The following is a 20,820-nucleotide window of genomic DNA, read 5'->3' as shown; positions in this document are numbered from 1 at the left end:
GCGCCGTGGAATTTTTTTGTCATGTTTTTCCCATTCCTATGATAATCTTTAGTTGAAAGGACGGGAGGGACATGCGTGTGAATATACGCCAATGGGCTATCCTTGCGCTTTTCTCGGTATACGGATGTTTATCCGCCTTGTGGCCCTACTCCGCGTATGCGGAGAGCGGACAAGCGGACAGAAGCTTGCTGCAGAAAGGCCTTACCATCTATGAAATCGATCAGGAGCTAAGCCGCATTGCCGACCAGGAAATCAAGCTCCTGGCGCAGATGCAGAGCTCAGAACAGCAAATTCGCGAAGCGGAGCATTCCACAAGCGAGGCGAAAATACACGCCGCCAAAGTCGTCCGCTCTTATTACATGGGGGACCGCGATTCGCTGTGGGTGCTGCTGTTTTCGGTAGGTTCGTTCTCCGATGCGGTATCGGTGCTCGACTATCTGCAAATGATTCTGCGCAATGATAAACAAGCGCTGCAGCGTCATACGGATGCATGGCAGCGGCTGACCTCGGTCAAAAAAGAGCTGGCTGATGCCCATACCTCCCTGCAGCGGACAAAAGAGCGTTACTTGCAGCAGCGGGAACGGCTTGCCGCACTCCAGAAAGAAGTAGACGCTCAGCTGGCCGATAGCAAGGAGCAGGCGGCGCTGCTTCAGCAGCAGATGCTCGAGCTTAACAAGCTGTGGGAGGACAAGGGCATCCCTCTGTTCAAGACTTACTTCCAAGCGCTGGCGGGTGCGATGCAGCAGCTTCCCGAGCTGGTGACGTCCGGCGGCAGCAAGAACAAGAATGGCAATCTGGTTATGAACGGGACAAATTATACGTTTCAGATGACAGACAGCGAGCTTAACGATTTTTTGCGTAAAAAAAACGAACGGTTCCGCAATCTGACGTTTCACTTCTATCCCGATCAAGTATCGGCCTCCGGACAGGAAGGCGATATTGCCGTCATGATCCGGGGAAGCTACGAGATGGCCGTGATGAACGACGGAAGCGGAAAACCATTTATCCGGTTCCGGATTCTGGAAATGCAGTTCAACGGTTTCTCCCTGCCTTCCACGACGGTGGAGGAATTCGAAAAAAGCTTTGATCTGGGGATCTATCCCCAAAATATCGCCTCGTTTTTGCAGGTAACCGGCGTCCGGCTGGAGGAAGGAAAGTTAAGCATCATGCTGAAGCTGGCCTTATAACTTTTTAATCTGAGCACACCCCGGAACAAGAGGAGCGTGAAGACGTTGACGGAGCCCGTTCTCAAATATGCGGCAGCCTTGGATCTGCCCGAAGACAAACGGGCCGGCTATTATGCCCAGATTGTCAAAGCGTTGGCCGGAAAGACCGCCTTGTTCGACCGCGACAAGGAGCTGATGATTTTTTCGTCCCCGGAAGAGCTGGAGCGGCTTAGGCCGATCTTGGAGCAGTATGCCATTCCTTCCGAGGAGCTAAACGTGCTCCTGCTGCCGACTCCGGTCACGACGTATCCGGCCTTCGGCGATTACGGCTTTGTCAGCCGACTGGAGAACGTTTACCTGTATGCGGAGCTTGTCGCCGTATTCCGCCTGCGGGCTGCGACGGAGACGAACGGTCCGCTCGGGCGGGTCTTCGAGCCGCAGCAGGCGGAAGCACAGCTTGAGGAGCATTTGCTTGCAGCTTGGCCGGAACCGGGAAACGGCTCCGCCTTCGCCATCGAAGCGCAGCTGGCCGAGCTTGCGGAAGGCATTGCCCGCGCCTACGGCGGCGCTGTGGAATGGATTTATTCGCCTGAGCGGTAAAACCGCAAAAACAATAAAAAACGGTGGTGCAACGATAGATTTCGTATCGTTGGCATCACCGTTTTTTCATTAAGGCTGCCTACAGCAAATCGGCGGCAAGCTGCGCCAGATGCGAGCGCTCCCCGCGCTCCAGCATGATGTGTCCGCTGATCGTTTGCTCCTTAAAGCGCTCGACAACATACGTAAGGCCGTTGCTAGAGGCATCCAGATACGGATGATCGATCTGCTCGGGATCGCCCAGCAGAACGATTTTGCTGCCCTCGCCGACGCGAGAAACGATCGTTTTCACCTCATGCTTGGACAGGTTCTGCGCTTCGTCGATGATGATGAACTGCCCGGGAATGGACCGCCCGCGGATGTAAGTCAGTGCCTCGACTTGAATGCTGCCGAGTCCTGCCAATATTTTATCGATATCGCCCGGCTTTTTCGTATCGAACAAATATTCCAAATTATCGTAAATGGGCTGCATCCAAGGCCGCAGCTTTTCTTCTTTTTCTCCCGGCAAGTAACCGATGTCCTTGCCCATCGGAACGACGGGACGAGCAATCAGCAGCTTTTTATACTTCCTTTCGTCCTCGACCTTCAATAAGCCTGAAGCAAGCGTCAGAAGCGTTTTTCCCGTGCCTGCTTTGCCCGTTAGCGTAACCAGTGGAATATCGTCGTTAAGCAGCAGCTCCAGGGCCATCCGCTGCTGGGCATTCCGCGCCGCGATTCCCCAGATCGGATCGTTGCTGAGGTAAAGCGGCTCCAGCTTCTTCCCGTCGGCATTCACTTTAAGCAGCGCCGACTTGCTGGTACCCATCTCGTCTTTCAGAATGACGAATTCGTGCGGATGAAGCGCATAGCCAAGCTGCAGCGAATTGATGCTTAAATAGCGGTACGTGTAAAACTCGTCGATGACCGAAGGGTGCACCAGCAAGGTCAAATGCCCGGTGTAAATGTCTCCGGCCACGTTCACGACCCGGTCCGTCAAATAATCTTGTGCCGTAATGCCCAGCACGTCGGCTTTGATCCGGACGAGCACATCCTTGCTGACCAGAATAACCGGCTTCGGGTCGGATTTCTCCTTCTCTTCCAGCAAATAATTAAGCGCCACCGCCAAAATGCGGTTGTCGTTCGTCACTTCGGCGAACGCTTCCTGCAGTTTCGCGAAGCTCCGATGGTTCAGCTCCACCTTCAGGCTGCCGCCGCCGGGAAGCCCGATGCCTTCAAAGAGCCGGCCGTCGCTGCGGAGCCCGTCGAGCATCCGGGAGATTTGGCGCGCATTGCGCCCTAGTTCGTCGGCGTTGCGTTTCTTGGAGTCGATTTCCTCCAAGACGACCGCCGGAATAATAATATCGTTATCTTCAAAAGCATAAATCGCATTCGGGTCCTGCAGCAGCACATTGGTATCCAGCACATAAATTTTTTTCATCATGAGTCCCTCCCAGGTTCGGTGTTTGGTTCGGCTCAATACATAGGAATTTTCCCGTCAGGACAAACTAGCCAAAGCCGATGACGAAAAGAAAGGACGATTGCTGATGAAAATGTTTGTCGCGACCCTCTTGATGTTGTCCGCTGTCGTGTCAGGATGTAACCAAGCACCAAAGAATGGAGCTGCCCCCTCGCAGACCGCCGATTCAAACCGGCAAGTACAAGTGAAGCAAACGGCACCGCAGAAAAAAGAAATTCAGGACCCCCGCGCCGTAGCCCACAGGCTGGAGCAAATCGCCGTTAGCGTGCCGAATGTGGAGAGCGCAAACTGCGTCGTCTTTGGCAACACGGCTGTCGTGGGAATCAACGTCCCGCCTGCCATGGACCGCGCGAAAGTCGGAACGATCAAGCTGTCTGTCGCGGAGGCGCTCAAAAAAGATCCATACGGAGTGGATGCGCTAGTAACCGCGGATATGGATTTAAACCAGCGCTTGTGGAACATCAGGCAGCAAGCGATGAACGGCAGGCCAATCAACGGCTTTGCTGAGGAAATGGCGGCCATTATCGGCAGAATCGTTCCGCAGTTGCCACGTGATGTAAATCCGCTGCAATCGCAGCCGCCCGCTCAAAGGTAATCCGTAGGCAGCAATCTGTAACGGTCTTTTGAGGTGGAAAAAAAGCCTAGGACGTCAAACGGTCTTAGGCTTTTTGCATCGCGTCGAACACTTGCGTGTCCAGCTTCTCAGCGGCACGCTTGTCGTACGTTTTTTCATATTCAGGCGCAACGGAAATGCGCGCTCCGTAAAACATCGCATCGCGCACCGAAGCAATGTCAATATCATAGCAAGCCAGCTTGAACGGAACCCCGTCAAGAGCTTCGGCAACCTGACGCGCGCTTCCGTAAATCACGAAGACAGAGCCGGCGCCGACAACCGTCAAATTCACATCCGCATGCTGATTGATGTTCGTCAAAATGCGCGAACGCTGGTCGACGGCGAAACGAACCGTTATCCGGTCTTTAGCGAATAGCCACGAAATGGCGTTTGTCGCAGGCGAACCGGTTTCATGATCGATCGTGCTCAAGAGAGCAAACGAATCCTTTTGGAGTAGATCGAAGAGCTGTTCCGACAAGGCTGTGATCGTTTCGGCCATAGGTTCCCCTCCTGTAAAGGTTTGTCTCCGAATCTAAGACCATTATAGCATACGGGTTAGGTAACAGCTACCAGCAGTTATCACGGACACTCCCTTCGGACAATGATATTTTATTGTATCTCGCCGTCCGGGGTTATATGTCAATCATTGTATTTAGGATTCGAGTTAATATCCGTTAAAAGCTGTTCGGCGAGCTCGCGGTCGAACCTTTTCATATGGCGGACGCCTCCGGCCTCTTCGTACTCCACGGTATAGGTCTCTTCGTTGACTGTACGCACGAACCGCTCGAGATGATGGTCCTCCCGCAGGATCGTTTCAAAAAAATCTCTCGTTTCCGATGCTGCCAGGTCGTCCGGCCGGGCCTCCGCCACAATGCTGATCTGCAGCCAATTGAACACCGCATCCTGTAAATTCACAAGCCCTCAGTCCTCTCTCAGCAAAATCACTTGACGGCCGCCTGCCGTCCATGTCCTCATGGCATCCAGCCAGCGCTCCGCCTCCGGTTCGGCTTCGGCTTGCCGGAGCAGCGCTGCCGCTTCCCGTGCCGTCAGCATCCGGTTCAAATACGCTTCGGCGCAATGGGACAGCCGCCAGGTCGGCGGCGCATCCGCAACAGCCATGGTCTCCGAAGGCTCAGCTGCAGCGGACAATCGAATATCGCCGGATTGCGCGAGTGCAAAAGGGAGTTCCTCCGTACCGCAGACCTCGCCCGACTCGTCCTCCGGCAGCAAATGCGCTTTGAACATCATCAGCAGCCGCGGGTGGATTCGTCCCATCGTTTCCAGAAAACGCATCCTGAGGTCCTCAGGCTCAAGCCGAAGCCTTTCTTCGCCGAGCAGAGCCGTTTCCCCGTCCCATGACAAGGGGACTAGCCAGAAGTCCGACATCAGCCAAGCACCTCCATCGGGCCAAGCCCTTACGATTTGCGGTTTTCCCGATCCTGAACGTAGTAGCGAATCCGCACCATCAGCATCAAAACAACCGCGACAGTCAGGCTGAGCACGATCGGCAGCCCCGCCAGTTGAAAGAACAGAAGCATCCCCGATCCGAGAGCCAGCATCAGGTAAATGATAGCGTCTTTCAAAATCGGCAGCTTCCGCGTCTTAAACACTTTATTGTAGACGTAAGTAATCAGCACGAAGATGATGATCCAGGTCACAAACGGATGCGCCCTCAGCCATTCGAGCATCGGAATCCTCCTTATGTAGACTTGCAAAGAAAGCTCCGATTGCTCAGAGCTTTCCCGCGTCTTGTTTATTAAGTTGATTTAAGCGTTGGCTTCTGCCGTCTTACGCTGCTTTTCGAAACGCTCGCGCTCGCCTTTGTTCAATATTTTTTTACGGAGGCGAATCGATTTCGGCGTAATTTCGCAGTATTCGTCGTCATTCAAATATTCAAGCGCCTGCTCCAACGAATAGAGCCGCGGCGTTTTCATTTTAACCGTATCTTCCTTCGTTGCCGAACGGACGTTCGTCAGCTGCTTTTCCTTACAAATGTTGACGATGATGTCATTATCGCGATTATGCTCGCCGACGATCATGCCTTCGTAAACTTCCGTACCCGGCTCTACGAACAAGGTGCCGCGGTCTTCGACCGACAGCATGCCGTAGAACGTGGAAGTGCCCGTTTCGCTGGAGATCAGCACCCCTTCATGACGCCCGCCTACGCCGCTGCCCGCATAAGGACCGTAGCTGTCGAAGGCGTGGTTCATGACCCCGTAACCGCGGGTCAGCGTCAGGAAGTAGGTCCGGTATCCGATCAAGCCGCGGGCTGGAATGAGAAACTCCAGACGAACGCTGCCGGAGCCGTTGTTGATCATGTTGACCATCTCGGCTTTGCGCGTCCCAAGGCTTTCCATAACGGAGCCCATGCTGTCTTCCGGCACATCGATGATCAGCCGCTCGATCGGCTCCATTTTTTGGCCGTCGACCACGCGGATGATGACTTCCGGCTTCGATACTTGCAGCTCGAATCCTTCGCGGCGCATATTTTCGATCAAGATGCCGAGATGCAGCTCGCCGCGGCCGGATACGATAAACGCGTCGGGGCTGTCCGTTTCGTCGACGCGAAGGCTGACGTCGGTCTCCAGCTCTTTGAACAGACGCTCGCGCAGCTTGCGGCTCGTTACCCATTTTCCTTCGCGGCCCGCAAACGGGCTGTTGTTGACAAGGAACGTCATCTGGAGCGTCGGCTCGTCGATCTTGAGCACCGGCAGCGCTTCAGGGTTCGCCGGGTCGGCCAGCGTTTCGCCGATATTGATGTCCTTGATCCCGGAGATCGCGATGATATCGCCCGCGCCTGCCTCTTCAATCTCGACGCGCTTCAAGCCCTGGAAGCCGAAAAGCTTCTCGACGCGCGCTTGTTTCACTTGTCCTTCGCGGTTGATGACCGCAATCGGCTGACCTTGGCGCACCACTCCGCGGTTTACGCGGCCGATGGCGATCCGGCCCAAATATTCGTTATAATCCATGAGCGTAACCAGAAACTGCAGAGGCTCGTCGACCTTCTCGGTCGGTGCCGGGATATGGCTGACGATCGTATCGTAGAGGTCCTGCATGTTTTCGCCCAGCTTTTCCGGGTTCAGGCTGGACATTCCCATAAGACCCGATGCGTAAACGACCGGGAAGTCAAGCTGGTTGTCGTCCGCTCCCAGCTCGATGAACAGATCGAGTACTTCATCAACCACTTCGGCCGGTCTGGCGTTTGGACGGTCGATTTTATTGACGACGACGATCGGCGTCAGATGCTGTTCCAGCGCTTTGCGCAGCACGAATTTCGTCTGCGGCATCGTTCCTTCGAAGGCGTCGACGACAAGCAGTACGCCGTCGACCATTTTCATAATCCGCTCCACTTCGCCGCCGAAGTCGGCGTGGCCCGGAGTATCGACGATATTGATCAAGTAGTCCTTGTATTGGATGGCCGTATTTTTCGCCAAAATGGTAATGCCGCGTTCCCGTTCGATATCGTTCGAGTCCATGGCGCGTTCCTGCACCGCCTCGTTTTCCCGGAACGTTCCGGATTGCTGAAGCAGCTTATCCACCAGCGTTGTTTTGCCGTGGTCGACGTGGGCGATGATGGCGATATTACGAATTTTGTCTCTCGAATGCATGTAGTCTCAAAATCCTCTCTTTGAATTTGGCTCAATGTCGTGCTCCTTGTTGCCGGAGCGCAGCCCGTTCACAAAAGTAGCGTCGGACGTAAGCGCCGACGCTACAATTCACACTTTATTATACGTGCAGATGCCGTAAAACGCAAGATAGCTTGCAGGATTAACCGATTATTTACAATGCCTTTTCCTGGCTGAAAAGCGGCGTACCAATAGCCTGCCGGCTTTCTACGTATGCCGCTGCCGCGGCCGGAACACCCATTTCTTAAGCACGCCGGACGCAAGTACGATCAAGGTCGTGACGATCGGCAGCACATAATGCGAAATATCCCCGAGCAGTCTGGTCGCCAGCTCCTCGTCGGCGATAAACATCTCCCCTGCGGTATAGCCAAGAATGCCGGCTCCCAAATAAACGAAAATAGGGTACCGCTTCAGCAAATTGACGACCAGGGTGCTTCCCCAGACAATAATCGGAATGCTAAGCCCGATCCCGAGAATGATCACCCCGACCTCTCCCTTCGCTTTGGCTGCAATGGCCAATACGTTGTCGAGGCTCATGACGAAATCGGCCAAAATAATCGTGCTGACCGCTTTACCGAGGGTAGCCGCCTGCTTCACGTTGGAATGATCCTCTTCGTCGATCAGCAGCTTGATGGCAATCCACAGCAGCAGCACCGAGCCGAGCGCTTGAATGAACGGCACCTTCAAGACATAGACGGCAATGACGGTGAGCACCACCCGCAGGGCGATCGCCCCGAAGGCCCCCCACCAAATCGCCTGCTTTCGCTGATGCAAAGGCAAATTTTTACTCGCCAAAGCAATGACGACGGCATTGTCGCCGCTCAGCACGATATTGATCAGCATAATTTGGAGAAACAAAATGAACCAATCCAGCATTGTCGTTACCCTCCATCTCATTCAATTCGATCTGGAGTCCGGCGAACGATGGCATAGGATAAGCTTAGAAAAAAGAGGAGAATCGATCTTCTTGTTCCGTCCGACGGTCCGTATCTATCCATAGGGTTTCCGTATTACGCACTGCTTCATCCATTTCTTCCTGCAGCCAGGGCATTCCCGCTTCGATGCTTTCGACGACCTTCAAGTTCGGGTTGGTGCTCGGACTTGGCGGCAAAAACAACGTGCAGCAATCTTCGTACGGCAAAATGGATACTTTGTACGAATCGATCGCCTCGGCGAGGCGGATAATTTCCTGCTTTTCCATACAAACGAGCGGACGGATCAGCGGAAGGTACACGGCCCGGCCGATGGCATTCATGCTGGCCAGCGTTTGACTTGCCACTTGTCCCAAGCTTTCCCCAGTAACGATCGCGCCCGCCCCATTCGCCTCGGCCAGCTTCTCTGCAATCCGCATCATGGCTCTGCGCAGTACCGTGATCAGCAGATTTTCCCGGTACGCTTCATGAATTTTGGTCTGCACGCCCGTGAACGGCACCATATGCAGCTTGATCGGTCCGGCAAATACGGCCAGCTTTCGGACAAGTTCCTTCACTTTCTCTTGCGATCTTTCGCTGGTGTAAGGATAGCTGTGAAAATGGACGGCTTCCACTGCCAGCCCTTGGCGCATGGCCAAATATCCCGCTACCGGACTGTCGATACCTCCGGACAGCATAAGCACCGCTTTGCCGTTCGTGCCGAGCGGGAAGCCGCCAGCGCCGGACTCCACTTGGCTGTATACGAGCGTTTGGCGTTCACGGAGCTCGACTTTCAGCTCCGCTTCAGGCCGGTGCACGTCCACTTTCAGATCGGGCATCGCCCTTAAGACATATCCTCCCACAAGCCGGTTCATTTCTTGCGAATCGTGCGGAAAGCTTTTGTTCACGCGTCGCACGCTAACCTTGAACGTTCGCGGCTGCGTATCCATGGCCCGCATTGCCAAGAGCGCTGTTTCCTGTACGCGCTCCAGCTCCAATTCAGTCGTAAGCACGGGACTGAACGACACTATGCCGAATACCGTCTTGAGCGGCTCGCGTACCGTTTCGTAAGGCGTACCGTTCAAATGCAGCGTGATTCGCCCGAATTCTTTTTCATACTTGATGGCTCCCCAAGGACGCAATACCCGTTTCAACTGCTGCAAAACCGCTTGCTCGAACCGGTGGCGGTTGCGTCCTTTAAGCGTCAATTCCCCCAAACGGAGGACGACCTGTTGCGGTGTCATAAGTTACCTCCGTTCGTCCTTCCCGGCGATGGCCGGTTTTAACTCTTCTACAAGCTGTTTCAGCACGCGGCAAAAGCGATCCGCATCGCCCTCGGTCTGCTGAAGCGAGTAGCTGAGCCGGATGCCGCTGACTGCGACCGCCGGGTTCGCCCCCATAGCCGACAGCACGCGGCTGGGCTTCTCCGCTCCCGAAGAGCAGGCCGAACGGGTCGACACATAAATGTCGTGCTGCTCCAAAGCATGCACGAGCACTTCAGACTTCATTCCGGGAAACGAAAAATGGACAATATGCGGCGCCATATCCTCCGGCCGCTCCGAGCCGTTCAAGACAAGCTCCGGAATTTGGCGGATTCCCTCGGTCAAACGGGCGCGCAGTCCAGCCGTATGCGCCGCAAAGGCAGGCTGCTCCTGAACGGCCATCCGCACCGCCTTGGCCATCCCCACCACAGCCGGGACATTTTCCGTTCCCGAACGAAGCCCTTCCTCCTGCCCGCCTCCGAACAGCAGCGGCTGCAATTCGACCCCGCGCCGGCAGTATAAGAACCCGATGCCCTTCGGACCGCGAAGCTTATGGGCAGAACAGGACATCAGATCGATGCCGTGCCGCTTCGGGTCGACTGGGAGCTTCCCGATAGCTTGTACGGCATCGACGTGAAACAAAGTCTTGGGACGGTCGCGCAGCAGGGCGCCAATCCCTTCAATCGGTTGAATCTGGCCCACTTCGTTGTTTACATGCATCACGCTGACCAGAATCGTTTCGTTGGTCAATGCTTGCTCAAGGTCTGACAACCTAATTTGACCTGTAGCGTCTACGGGCAAATAGGTGACTTGAAAGCCCTCTTCTTCCAGTTTACGAAAGGTTTCGTAAACTGATGCATGCTCGATGGACGAAGTGATCAAATGATTGCCCCGAGACCGGTATCGGTAAGCCGCTCCGCGGATGGCCAGGTTGTTGCTCTCCGTTCCGCCGGACGTAAACCGGATCTCATTCGGGTCGCAGTGAAGAGCGTTCGCAATCGTTTCCCGCGAGCGGCCTACGAGCTGCTCGGCTTCCAAGCCCAGCTTATGCAAGGACGACGGATTTCCGAAGTGCGATTTCATCACTTCGGTCATAACGCCGATGACTTCGTCATACATAGGCGTGGTTGCCGCGTAATCCATGTACAGCATTGTTTATTCCCCTTTTTCGTAGTCTCTGCTTGGTCCAGGAAGAAAATAAGACCAATGGTCGGCCCCGCAAACGGAGTGCCTACGATTGGTCTCGCTCATTTTATGCCTCGTAGTGCTCTTTCAACGCCAATACTTTGCGTACGTACTGCTGTGTTTCGGCAGGCAGCAGATGCAGCTTTTCGGCTAAGTCCTGATCGTTTCGAATGCCGAGCCGATCCAGTCTGGTAGGTCCTGCATTGTAAGCGGCGAGCGCAGTGCCCAAATTGCCGCCGTATTTGGAGAGCAGGTTGGATAAATAACGGGTTCCGCCGTGGATGTTTTGCGCCGGGTCGAACGGATTGTCCACTCCCAGACCTTGGCCGGTTGCGTCCATCAATTGCATCAACCCCTTGGCACCCGCACCGGAAACGGCGTTGGCATTAAACGACGACTCCGCATGGATGACCGCTTTCACTACGCTGGGCTCGATGCCGAACCGGCGGCTGGCTTCCTGAATCAGCGGTTCGTAGGCCGACGGATTCGTAGTAGCCGAGGCGAACTTCTTCGTGAGCGCGCCTGCGGAAGCGGCGGAAAACCCGCTTAGCATGGCCGGGTTCCAAGCTTGTCCCGGGACGAGCCCGGTTCCTGCGGACATACCGGCCGCACTCTGGGGCGAAGCCGAATCCATGCCGGCCAGCATCCCGTTCAATATGGAGGCAAAGTCCGTATTATCGCTTTGCTCGGTAACGGAATTTCTGCCCGAGGTCAGCAAGCTTAATTGGTTCATCACCTGAAGCTGCAGCAGCTCTTTAATCGTATAGGGATCGATAGCTTTTGTCGATAAGTTCATCGGTTGCGGAAGTCTCCTTGTACCGGGATTCTTTTCCCATTGTACACTTTTTTGGGCGGTTCAGCCACTATAAAATTTATAAGAAAAACGGCAGACCGGTTGCCGGCCTGCCGTCTCCGCCTCAAGCGTATAGAGGAACCAAAATGAAATAACCGGCCAGCGCGATCAAACCGATAATGATCGACCATGTGCCCAGCGAACGCTCGCCCAGCATATAAGCAAACAGCCCTAATATGGCTGACGTCGAGCCGAGCAGCGCCGGATAAAGAAACCACGCCAGAATAGACAGCACGAGCGCCGTGTATCCGAGCCAGCGGTAAGACGTTTCCGCCTCCTCCGCTGTCCCGTTTTCCGTTACGGCCACAGGCTGCGTCATGCGGGATCTCTCCTCCCGCGAACCGCCGCCGGGATAAGCGATCTCCACAGCGAATTCCTCGTGCGTTTTGCGGCCGGTTTCCCTGCGCAGCTGCTCGTGCTTGAACTTCCGCAGCGACCTGTCATCCCGGACCGAGCCGGGATGTCTTCCGAGCTTCCGTTTCATTTCGTTCCCCTTCCCTTCCCGAGAGAAATGAACGCTTGACACTTCCGGAAAAATCGATGCTTATTTCGATTTTTTCGGCTCGAAAGTGTGACAACAGGTGTTCTGCGAGCTGGAGGCCCGGTCTTGATGATCTTCAAACTCGGCTCCGAATTCGGCGTCATATTTGACGTCCGCATGTTTGTCGATCTCGATCATAATCGCGTTGGCGTTGCAATTGTTTCCCTGCGCCCAATATTCGCAGTTGGCGACGCTGCATTTGACATCTGGCATCTTAATCACCCCTTTCTCAGCTTTCCCGCATCGAAAAGGGGATATACTTTAGGCCATGGCCCGCAGCTTGTAATATAGCACCATGAACATCGCATGAGACCACAGCAGCGGCGTTGCCGGAGGCCCCCAACGGCGGACCCAATCGTCGTAGGCTTCCTCGCTGCCATGTGGACGCTTCACCTGCTCCGGAAACCGGCCCAATTCGTCTGCCTGCTCTGACATCCACTCCAGCGAGCGCGCAGCTTCCTCCCGGTTGCCCATCTTCAGTTGAACCAAGCCGTACCAAGCTGCCAGCAGCAGCCACTCTCCCCCGCCGTAGTAAGTATCGCTTGCGTAACGGCGGACGCCTCCGGTCTCTGAGCGCAGCTCATTTTTGATCACTTCGATCGTTTTCTGCATAGCCGGATGCTGCGAATCGAATACGCGGAACGGCTCCGCCAGCCATAGCAGGCTCGCGTCCACTCCGTCGTAACCCGTTACGTATGCTGTAGAATCCCCTTGGGGGACAGGCGTTATATTTTTGACAAAATGGCTGTTTACGGCATGTACGCCATGCTGCAGCAGAAAATCCTTTATTTCCGTGCAAACATGATGCAGCTCCGCATTGCTGTCCAGCCGGGCAACTCCCTCCAGCCCGCCGTAAATGCAAGCCAGCGTCGAAGGGTGTACGTGCTCGCCGTACTCCTCCCAGCAATCGAAATTCGGATACCGCCAAAACGCGCGCAAATAATCAACTGCAGCATCCACGCTAATCCGGTACGAATCCGGAATCCGGTCCGCCCCGACCGCCCGAAGGTGCTCCGTCAATCCCCAGAGCCACGCTCCGTAGCCGTCCAGTTGAAAATGCCCCCATTCCGAGCTCGTATCGTCCCGGCCGTCCAGATGATAACGGGTATGTAAAAATTCGTGAAGCGCCACGTGTTCCCCGCGAGCTTGCTTGTCCGTCAAATAGCGGATATGACTTTGCTTCGAAACGATAATCCGGTTGGCCCAGTCGTAAAATAAAGCCGCGCTGTCATGCTCTCCCGCCGTATCCATCGCGTATGCGACAAAGCTGCCATCCCTTAACCAGCCGTAGGCATAGTGCGCAAAAAGCGGACAGGCCACGTATCCCCCTTCCGGGTGCTGGTTTAACCGGATCAGCCGTATGGACGCTTGTACCAGCTCTTCTTCATTCATCTTTGGCCGCATCAGAGAAGAGAACCCCTTCCTTTAGCTTAATTAAACAAAAAGAGATGCCCGAATCGAAGCATCTCTTCACAATATGTCTCGGATCGGACGAATTATACTTTCTCGCCCTGCATCCGTTTTTGCGTAATATAGTCGGTTTCGTAATAAGCCAAATCTTCGCGCAGCGTTTCAAAAATTTTGGACAGCTCGATCGTCAAGTCGCGCACATCGCGTACAGGCTTTTTACGGAAGCGGATGGCATCTTGACCGGTATAAGCATAACGGCCGTCTTCCGAATAGCATTCGTTTTTCGGATAAAAAAAGCTGTTCACGCAGCTATGATACACGTCGTAAAGTACTTTTTCGGCATAATCCACGTTAAAATTCGGACGGCGCAGCGCCACGCCAAGCTTCTCGTACGCCACCTCGGAAAAAACTAGCAAATGTCTCGTATCGGTCAAATAACCTTTATAAAATTCTTCCATCGCTTCGTCATTATCGGTATTCAGCTGCTGCAAAGAATGTCCGTTCAGGAATTGTTCCATTTTGGCGATTGCCTCGCTCAGCTGGGTCCTTGTCGTTTCACAAAGAGTTTTTACATGAAATACTGCCATCGCTTAAAAGACCTCCTCAACTTTAAAACAGAACGATATGGGCAAAACGACCTCTCCTTACCATCGTACCACAAAACGCATGTAAAAGTAATATGAAAAACATCCATGAGACCTTTGTTTCAGACTGCTCCTTTTTGGATAACTTTGCTGCTTTTTAAACTGCCTGCGAAGGGGATTCTAATTGATGTACACACTGTTTCGATCAGGAGGCAACGGCCCATGTGGAAATATGCTTTATCAATCGCTCTTGTTATCGCCGGGGTAGCGATTTTTTTCCCCCGCGGCGATCAGGCTCCCGCTCCCGAGAAGGTTACGCCCGCCGCCGAGCTGAAAATGAAGCAAACGATGCTGAATCAGGATGTGGCTCGCACGGACGAGCTTTGCCGCAATCAGTGCAGTCTGGAATTGCATCGGATCGTTCAGGACACGCAGGCGCAGACGGACGGCAAAGCGCGGGAAACGCTGCAAGCGACCCAAGCGGAGCATCCGCATATGGAACGTCTGGTGCGAACCAAAAGGGACCAAACCTTGGACCAAGGCATCGCGGCAGGTACGCTGAACGAGGCGGCGGCAAAAGCTTCGCGGCCCTATATGGAAGAAGCGAAGCGGCAGGTCGACGGCGGAAAGACGTATCAATCTCCGCCGTTTCAAGTGGGCAGCAGCACGTATTTCGTTCTTGGCGTTCCTGCAGCAGATGGCGCATCCGGAATCGTCGGCGCCGTGCACCAGCAAATTCTCGCTCAGGTAGCCGATCACCAGAAGAAAAATTTGAGAATCGAGCCGTACCCGGCCGCAGGCCGCTACAAAATCGAATCGGTCGATTCGAAATCGCTTCAGAACGTGCAGGTTCGCCATCCCGAAGATAACCAGGGAACGAGCCATTATCACACGAATCAAGTCGTCGTCAAATTCAAGCAGACGCCTTCCGAGAACGATCTTGCCCGTATCCGGCAAGAAATTGGCGGAGGGCATGTCCACAAGCTCGGCTATACTTACGTTTTCGAATCACCGGGCATGGAAGCCAAGCAGCTCATGGGGTATTTCGGAAAATGGGACATCGATTACGCCGAGCCGCATTTTCTTTATTTGACGAACGACATTGCACCCGTTCTGCACCCGAATTCGGCAGCGATCATTACGCCGAACGATTCGCTGTACCGGCGGTACCAATGGAATTTACCGCAGATCGAAACAGAGGCCGGCTGGAACGTCTCCAAAGGCTCGACGGACGTCATCGTCGGGGTCGTCGATACCGGGGTCGATGGAAACCATGCGGACTTGAAAGGCCATTTGATGGCCGGCTACAATGTCGTCCAGCCCGGGGCCAGACCGGCCGATGATGTCGGACACGGCACGCATGTAGCTGGAGTCATCGGGGCCATTGTGAACAACAACTTGGGCGTCGCCGGCATGAGCTGGTATAACCGCGTCTTGCCGGTCAAAGTGCTTGATTCCAGCGGCGCAGGCAGCACCTATGCCGTTGCGCAGGGCATTATTTGGGCAACGGATAACGGGGCGAAGGTCATCAACATGAGCCTTGGCAATTATGCCGACGCCCAGTTCCTGCACGATGCCATCAAGTATGCCCACGATCGCGACGTCGTCCTGATTGCCGCTACCGGCAACGATAACACCGAACGTCCTGGTTACCCGGCCGCTTATCCGGAAGTGCTTGGCGTGGCTGCGGTGGATGCGAGAAAGCAGAAGGCTGCATTCTCCAACTACGGCGACTATGTCGGCGTAGCCGCCCCGGGCGTCAACATCGCCAGCACGTATCCGAACAACCAGTATGCGGCACTGTCCGGAACTTCGATGGCCAGCCCGCACGTTACCGCGCTGGCGGCACTCATCCGTTCGGTCAATCCAGCGCTGAAAAATACGGAAGTGGTCCGGATCATCAAGGAAACGGCGATGGATCTGGGGCCAGCCGGGAAAGATAAATATTTCGGTTACGGTCTGATCGACGTGGTCGCTGCGCTTAAGGCAGCGGATCCGAAGGCTTCCGGCCAAGCGGCCGGCGCCCCAACCGAGACGGCTCCGAAGCCGGGATGGCCGGACTGGATGCAGCGCTGGTTTAGATGATAATAAAGGATAAAAACAGCAAAAAACCGCCTCCTAAGGCGGTTTTTTGCATGAAGATCTATTGCGTAAGCGGCTGAAAGAAAGTTTGCCGTAAGCCGGGTTCTGTGCTTCCGGTGGTCGTAGCGGGGGCCACCCTGCCACCATTGAAGCGACAATCATCTATCTAGGCCGTTCATTGCTGAACGGCTCAAGCGACCAACCCGAACGCGTCTCGGGCAAAGACTGTCCCTTGCGGGACTTGCGTTCCTCTAGGTCTTGCTCCAAATGGGGTTTACCAGGAACGATGTCACCATAGCTCCTCGTGGTCTCTTACACCACGGTTCCACCCTTACCTGTGCCGGCGGCGATCGAAGATCGCATGCACGGCCATCGGCGGTCCGTTTCTGTGGCACTAGCCTTCAGCTCGCGCTGACTGGACGTTATCCAGCATCCTGCCCTATGGAGCCCGGACTTTCCTCTCGTGGCGAACGCCACCAGCGATTGTCTGTCAAACTTTCCTTTGCAATAGATGCATTTGCTAGTATACAAGGAATCGGCTCAAAACTCAACTGCCGGATTCCGGCAAATTACACGAACCGGAACGGTTCCGTATCGATTTGCGAAGCGATGACCGCTGTAGCCCACTTTCTCTCCTCCAGCTTTCGCCGCAAGTGGTCGGCGACGCCGCGCTTCATAATTTTCTCCACATTGTGCCCCGGATCGATCAACGCGATCCCCGCCGCTAAGGCGTCATGCGCCGTGTGATAATCGATATCGCCGGTGATGAGCACGTCCGCTCCGGCGAATTGCGCATGCTTCACGTAGCGGCTGCCCGATCCCCCAAGCACGGCCGCTTTGCGCACGGTCCGCGATAGATCGCCGACGACGCGCAGCATCGGCACGTCGAATACCTGCTTGACCTGCTCGCACAGCTCCTGCAGCGTGACCGGCTGTGGGAGCTTTCCGGCGCGTCCGAGCCCGAACGTACGCGTCTTCAAATCAAGGGAATACAAATCGTAAGCGACTTCCTCATACGGATGCGCCTTTAGCATCGCCTGCACGACTCTGCGTTCTACGCTCTGAGGGACGATCGTTTCGACGCGTATTTCCTGCGCCGTCTCGAGCTTCCCAGGCTGGCCGATAAACGGGTTCGTCCCTTCTTCCGGCTTGAATGTTCCGACGCCTTCGATATTGAAGCTGCAGTGGCTGTAGCGGCCGATGCCGCCCGCTCCCGCTTCAAACATCGCCTGGCGTACCGCGTCGGCGTGCGTCGTCGGCACGAAGACGACGAGTTTTTTCAGCTTATCGGTATGTACTTCGTCAAGCGGCTGCGTATCGATCAGGCCGATCGCCTCCGCCATCATGTCGTTGATTCCCCCGTCGGCCACATCCAGATTCGTATGAGCGATATAGACGGCGATGTCGTGCTTGATGAGCCGTTCGTAAAGCCGGCCTGCCGGCGTATCCGTTTGAATATGAGGCAGCGGACGGTAAATGATAGCGTGATGCGCAATAATCAGATCGGCTTGCTCATGAATCGCCTCGTCTACTACTTCTTCCGTCACGTCAAGGGCGACAAGCACCTTGCGGATTTCCTTGTGCAGCGTGCCGATTTGCAGCCCGATTTTATCGTTCTCCACGGCGTACGATTTGGGCGCGAGCTCCTCCATCAATTGAATTACGGCTTGGCCTTTGGCGTACATGCGGTTAATACCTCCTCGATTCGTTTCATCTCGGCGCGAAATTCCGCTTCCCTGCTGCGGGACGCTTCCGTTTCAGACCCGGCCAGATTATCGCATATTTTATAAAGCTTATCCAATTCATAAGTCCATTTCTTCGTCCAGACGGCGGAAGCCTCCCGCACCAAATACGGACCCATGCTCAGGAGAACTGCACGATCTGCGGTCATTCCGTTCGCCAGAGTCAACGGTTCATACAGCGATTCCAGGTCTGCCCCGGACTCCGCTGCGGGAACCGCCGTCAAAATTTCATAGATTTTTCCGTCTTCCTCCAAAATGTGCTCCCCGGTCAAAAACCAGCCGTTCCCGAGCAGCCATTCCCGTACCGCCGCTTCACCTACATTCGGCTGAAGCACCAAGCGGCGCACGCCTTCCAGCTTCGCCTTTCCGGCTTCCAGAATCGAAGCGATCAGCACTCCGCCCATCCCCGCGATCGTAATGACATCCGCCTCGCCCGGCGCGATGACGGCCAGACCGTCGCCCCGCCGGACGTCGATGACCTTATCCAGCCCCGATGCGCGTACCTGCTTCACGGCAGCGTCGTACGGACCGGGATTTACCTCGCCCGCAATCCCTCGTACGATCGTGCCTTGCTTTGCCAAATAAGAGGGGAGCAGCGCATGGTCCGAGCCAATGTCCGCCAAGCGGCTGCCTGCAGGAACCTCCTGTGCAATCTTACCCAATCGTTTTGATAATCGTATCATCTCAGACAACCCATTCTGTCCATTTTTTTCTCCATACAAACAGCAAGGAAGCCTCCGTCACAATCTTAACCAACAACATCCATTGCAGCGTCATTTCACCGTACTGCTCGGCATACAGCATACCATATAATTCAGGCATATACCAAACGATCAAGCTGAGCAAAAAGAACACGAGCCCCATATGGCGGCTCTTCTCGTGAACCATCCATCCCATCCAGCAGAACAGAATGCTGAGCGGCACCCAGCTCAGCTCCAGCGTAACCCAACTGATCGAATCAAGCTGATAATGCAGCAGCCAGCCGTAGCAAAACACGAGGCTTACCCATCCGCCGAGATGGAACGGCACATGCCTTGCAAGCAGGCCCGTCACAATCCACACCAGGCTGCATAGAAACACGTAGGTCACGACGAACACGGACGATTGCATTCCGTGGAGCTTCATCAGATAAACACCAATAAAGAGCAAAAACAACGAAGCCATGCCGATCAAAATTTGCGAGCCCATCGGGTCCTTTTCCCGCTTGTACCCCCCATAGCCGTAACAGCAAGCGAGAAACAAAAGCGAGACCCCTATTTGCATTGGTAATTGAAAAGCGTTAAAATGAAGAACAGTAAAAGAAAAAGCGCATGCAACAACCAAAAGCATAACCCATATTTTCCAATTGCTGTCGCTTATTTTGGACGCCGTAATTCCGAACAATCCACCGGAGCTTCCCGGCTTTTCTTGATTGTCTTCCAAGTAAATATTCAGCAAAAAGTCGCAGTACCGCTCAGGCAGCAGCTTGCTTCGCCGCCAATGCTCGATTTCGCGGATAATCGTTTTCTTTTTATCATCCATAGCTCTATATGTTCCTCCGAAGCCCATCGTGGCTTAATACATAGGATACATGATACATAATTCATTCATCGGCTTGGAGCCCGCAAAAAATTAGACCTTCCCGCTGACGGCGGAAAGGTCGTAGTGACAAGCTAATTATTCAAGAAAATCTTTCAACCGTTTGCTGCGGCTCGGATGGCGAAGCTTGCGCAGCGCCTTGGCTTCGATCTGGCGAATCCGTTCCCGGGTAACCCCAAATACTTTACCGACTTCCTCCAGCGTCCGCGTCCGGCCGTCATCGAGTCCGAAACGCAGCCGAAGCACGTTTTCCTCGCGCTCAGTCAACGTATCGAGGACATCTTCCAACTGCTCCTTGAGCAGTTCGTAAGCCGCGGCATCCGCCGGAGCCAGCGCCTCCTGATCTTCGATAAAATCTCCGAGGTGCGAGTCGTCTTCCTCACCGATCGGCGTTTCGAGCGATACGGGTTCTTGCGCGATTTTCATAATCTCACGCACTTTGTCCGTACTTAGATCCATTTCCTTCGCAATTTCCTCCGGCGTAGGTTCGCGCCCCAGCTCCTGCAGCAGTTGACGGGATACCCGGATCAGCTTGTTGATCGTCTCCACCATATGTACCGGAATCCGGATCGTACGCGCTTGATCGGCAATCGCGCGCGTAATGGCTTGACGAATCCACCACGTGGCATACGTACTGAATTTGAAGCCCTTGATATGGTCGAATTTCTCAACCGCTTTGATCAAGCCCATATTGCCTTCCTGGATCAGGTCGAGGAACAGCATCCCCCGACCGACATACCGCTTGGCGATACTGACGACCAGACGCAGGTTCGCTTCCGCCAAACGGCGTTTCGCTTCTTCATCGCCCTGTTCGATCCGTTTCGCCAAACCGATCTCGTCCTCTGCGGAAAGCAGCGGAACCCGGCCGATCTCCTTCAAATACATCCGTACCGGATCATTGATCTTAATACCAGGCGGCAAGGACAAATCATCGTCAAAATGGAACTCGTCGTGCTCATTCTCGCTCGGAGTCAGATCATTGTCATCGTCCGATTCGTTCCCGACATCGATGCCCATCTCTTGGATTTGCTCAAAAAATTCATCGATTTGTTCCGGGTCCTGATCGAACGGCGCGAGCTTCTCCATAATTTCTTTGTACGTAATTGCCGAACGTTTCTTGCCTTGTTCGATCAACTGTTCTTTTACTTGTTCGAGCGTCAACTCTGTCTCTAGTTCCGTACGTTGATCGTTCGCCATAATCCAACTCCCTCCTC

22 protein-coding genes and 1 other RNA gene are annotated in these 20,820 nt (G+C 54.5%); 4 read left to right on the top strand and 19 right to left on the bottom strand.

Annotated features, from left to right (window positions below; genetic code table 11):
* Positions 1–71 precede the first annotated feature (71 nt).
* Complete coding sequence (locus tag ET33_RS04900) at positions 72–1,187, top strand: hypothetical protein (protein ID WP_036677274.1); 1,116 nt, start codon at positions 72–74, stop codon at positions 1,185–1,187.
* A gap of 45 nt (positions 1,188–1,232) precedes the next feature.
* Positions 1,233–1,766 carry a hypothetical protein gene (locus ET33_RS04895; RefSeq protein ID WP_036677272.1) on the top strand — a complete coding sequence of 178 codons (534 nt, stop codon included), beginning with the start codon at positions 1,233–1,235 and terminating at the stop codon, positions 1,764–1,766.
* 79 nt (positions 1,767–1,845) lie between these two features.
* On the opposite strand, the gene ET33_RS04890 is transcribed toward ET33_RS04895, so the two are convergent.
* Positions 1,846–3,180, bottom strand: a complete 1,335-nt coding sequence (locus ET33_RS04890; protein WP_036677269.1) for a PhoH family protein — start codon at positions 3,178–3,180, stop codon at positions 1,846–1,848.
* A 106-nt stretch (positions 3,181–3,286) separates the two neighbouring features.
* Here ET33_RS04890 and ET33_RS04885 point away from each other — a divergent pair, with 106 nt between their 5' ends.
* On the top strand, positions 3,287–3,814 hold the full coding sequence (locus tag ET33_RS04885) for a YhcN/YlaJ family sporulation lipoprotein (RefSeq protein WP_036677266.1): 528 nt from the start codon (positions 3,287–3,289) through the stop codon (positions 3,812–3,814).
* 64 nt (positions 3,815–3,878) lie between these two features.
* On the opposite strand, the gene ET33_RS04880 is transcribed toward ET33_RS04885, so the two are convergent.
* The 13 genes from ET33_RS04880 to ET33_RS04820 all read right to left on the bottom strand — a co-directional run bounded on the left by ET33_RS04880 (position 3,879) and on the right by ET33_RS04820 (position 14,207).
* Positions 3,879–4,331: a pyridoxamine 5'-phosphate oxidase family protein gene (locus ET33_RS04880; RefSeq protein ID WP_036677264.1), complete on the bottom strand. Its 453-nt coding sequence runs from the start codon at positions 4,329–4,331 to the stop codon at positions 3,879–3,881.
* Between the two features lie 140 nt (positions 4,332–4,471).
* Positions 4,472–4,747, bottom strand: a complete 276-nt coding sequence (locus ET33_RS04875; protein ID WP_036677262.1) for a hypothetical protein — start codon at positions 4,745–4,747, stop codon at positions 4,472–4,474.
* A 6-nt stretch (positions 4,748–4,753) separates the two neighbouring features.
* Positions 4,754–5,218, bottom strand: coding sequence for a hypothetical protein (locus tag ET33_RS04870; RefSeq protein WP_036677260.1), 465 nt, complete (start codon positions 5,216–5,218; stop codon positions 4,754–4,756).
* A gap of 29 nt (positions 5,219–5,247) precedes the next feature.
* Positions 5,248–5,520 carry a YlaH-like family protein gene (locus tag ET33_RS04865; protein WP_036677256.1) on the bottom strand — a complete coding sequence of 91 codons (273 nt, stop codon included), beginning with the start codon at positions 5,518–5,520 and terminating at the stop codon, positions 5,248–5,250.
* A gap of 78 nt (positions 5,521–5,598) precedes the next feature.
* On the bottom strand, positions 5,599–7,440 hold the full coding sequence (gene typA, locus ET33_RS04860; RefSeq protein ID WP_036677254.1) for a translational GTPase TypA: 1,842 nt from the start codon (positions 7,438–7,440) through the stop codon (positions 5,599–5,601).
* A 225-nt stretch (positions 7,441–7,665) separates the two neighbouring features.
* The gene (locus ET33_RS04855) at positions 7,666–8,334 is read right to left on the bottom strand and encodes a TerC family protein (protein ID WP_036677250.1); all 669 of its coding nucleotides are present in this window, start codon (positions 8,332–8,334) and stop codon (positions 7,666–7,668) included.
* 64 nt (positions 8,335–8,398) lie between these two features.
* Positions 8,399–9,613 carry a tRNA uracil 4-sulfurtransferase ThiI gene (thiI, locus tag ET33_RS04850; RefSeq protein ID WP_036677245.1) on the bottom strand — a complete coding sequence of 405 codons (1,215 nt, stop codon included), beginning with the start codon at positions 9,611–9,613 and terminating at the stop codon, positions 8,399–8,401.
* Positions 9,614–9,616: 3 nt separating this feature from the next.
* A complete protein-coding gene (locus ET33_RS04845; RefSeq protein WP_036677241.1) occupies positions 9,617–10,783 on the bottom strand; it encodes a cysteine desulfurase family protein in 1,167 nt (388 codons plus the stop codon).
* Between the two features lie 100 nt (positions 10,784–10,883).
* A complete protein-coding gene (locus ET33_RS04840; RefSeq protein ID WP_036677238.1) occupies positions 10,884–11,612 on the bottom strand; it encodes a lytic transglycosylase domain-containing protein in 729 nt (242 codons plus the stop codon).
* A 121-nt stretch (positions 11,613–11,733) separates the two neighbouring features.
* Positions 11,734–12,153: an MFS transporter gene (locus ET33_RS36230; protein WP_051775108.1), complete on the bottom strand. Its 420-nt coding sequence runs from the start codon at positions 12,151–12,153 to the stop codon at positions 11,734–11,736.
* A gap of 60 nt (positions 12,154–12,213) precedes the next feature.
* Positions 12,214–12,423 (bottom strand): DUF1540 domain-containing protein, encoded by a 210-nt coding sequence (locus tag ET33_RS04830; protein ID WP_036677233.1) that lies wholly within the window; start codon positions 12,421–12,423, stop codon positions 12,214–12,216.
* 48 nt (positions 12,424–12,471) lie between these two features.
* The gene (locus ET33_RS04825; protein WP_081890204.1) at positions 12,472–13,614 is read right to left on the bottom strand and encodes a glycoside hydrolase family 15 protein; all 1,143 of its coding nucleotides are present in this window, start codon (positions 13,612–13,614) and stop codon (positions 12,472–12,474) included.
* A gap of 92 nt (positions 13,615–13,706) precedes the next feature.
* Positions 13,707–14,207 carry a YpuI family protein gene (locus tag ET33_RS04820; RefSeq protein WP_036677224.1) on the bottom strand — a complete coding sequence of 167 codons (501 nt, stop codon included), beginning with the start codon at positions 14,205–14,207 and terminating at the stop codon, positions 13,707–13,709.
* 219 nt (positions 14,208–14,426) lie between these two features.
* Between ET33_RS04820 and ET33_RS04815 the strand changes: the two genes are divergently transcribed.
* Positions 14,427–16,289: a S8 family peptidase gene (locus ET33_RS04815; protein ID WP_036677221.1), complete on the top strand. Its 1,863-nt coding sequence runs from the start codon at positions 14,427–14,429 to the stop codon at positions 16,287–16,289.
* A 76-nt stretch (positions 16,290–16,365) separates the two neighbouring features.
* Here the strand turns inward: ET33_RS04815 and rnpB are convergent.
* From rnpB to rpoD, 5 genes are all read right to left on the bottom strand, one after another.
* Positions 16,366–16,785, bottom strand: an RNA gene (rnpB, locus tag ET33_RS36245) — RNase P RNA component class A.
* Positions 16,786–16,855: 70 nt separating this feature from the next.
* Entirely contained in the window at positions 16,856–17,971 is a 1,116-nt protein-coding gene (locus tag ET33_RS04810; RefSeq protein WP_036677217.1) for a Nif3-like dinuclear metal center hexameric protein, read from the bottom strand.
* Positions 17,947–18,711 carry a tRNA (adenine(22)-N(1))-methyltransferase gene (locus tag ET33_RS04805; protein ID WP_036677214.1) on the bottom strand — a complete coding sequence of 255 codons (765 nt, stop codon included), beginning with the start codon at positions 18,709–18,711 and terminating at the stop codon, positions 17,947–17,949. Before ET33_RS04805 ends, ET33_RS04810 begins: the two co-directional genes overlap by 25 nt.
* A 1-nt stretch (position 18,712) precedes the next feature.
* Entirely contained in the window at positions 18,713–19,549 is an 837-nt protein-coding gene (locus ET33_RS04800; RefSeq protein ID WP_036677211.1) for a hypothetical protein, read from the bottom strand.
* Between the two features lie 135 nt (positions 19,550–19,684).
* Entirely contained in the window at positions 19,685–20,803 is a 1,119-nt protein-coding gene (gene rpoD / locus ET33_RS04795; protein ID WP_036677206.1) for an RNA polymerase sigma factor RpoD, read from the bottom strand.
* Between the last annotated feature and the right edge of the window lie 17 nt (positions 20,804–20,820).

The organism is Paenibacillus tyrphae, from assembly GCF_000722545.1.
In the GTDB taxonomy this organism is placed as follows: Bacteria; Bacillota; Bacilli; order Paenibacillales; family NBRC-103111; genus Paenibacillus_G; species Paenibacillus_G tyrfis.
The sequence above is the reverse complement of the archived record's forward strand: the minus strand, read 5'-3'. Positions and strand labels throughout refer to the sequence as shown.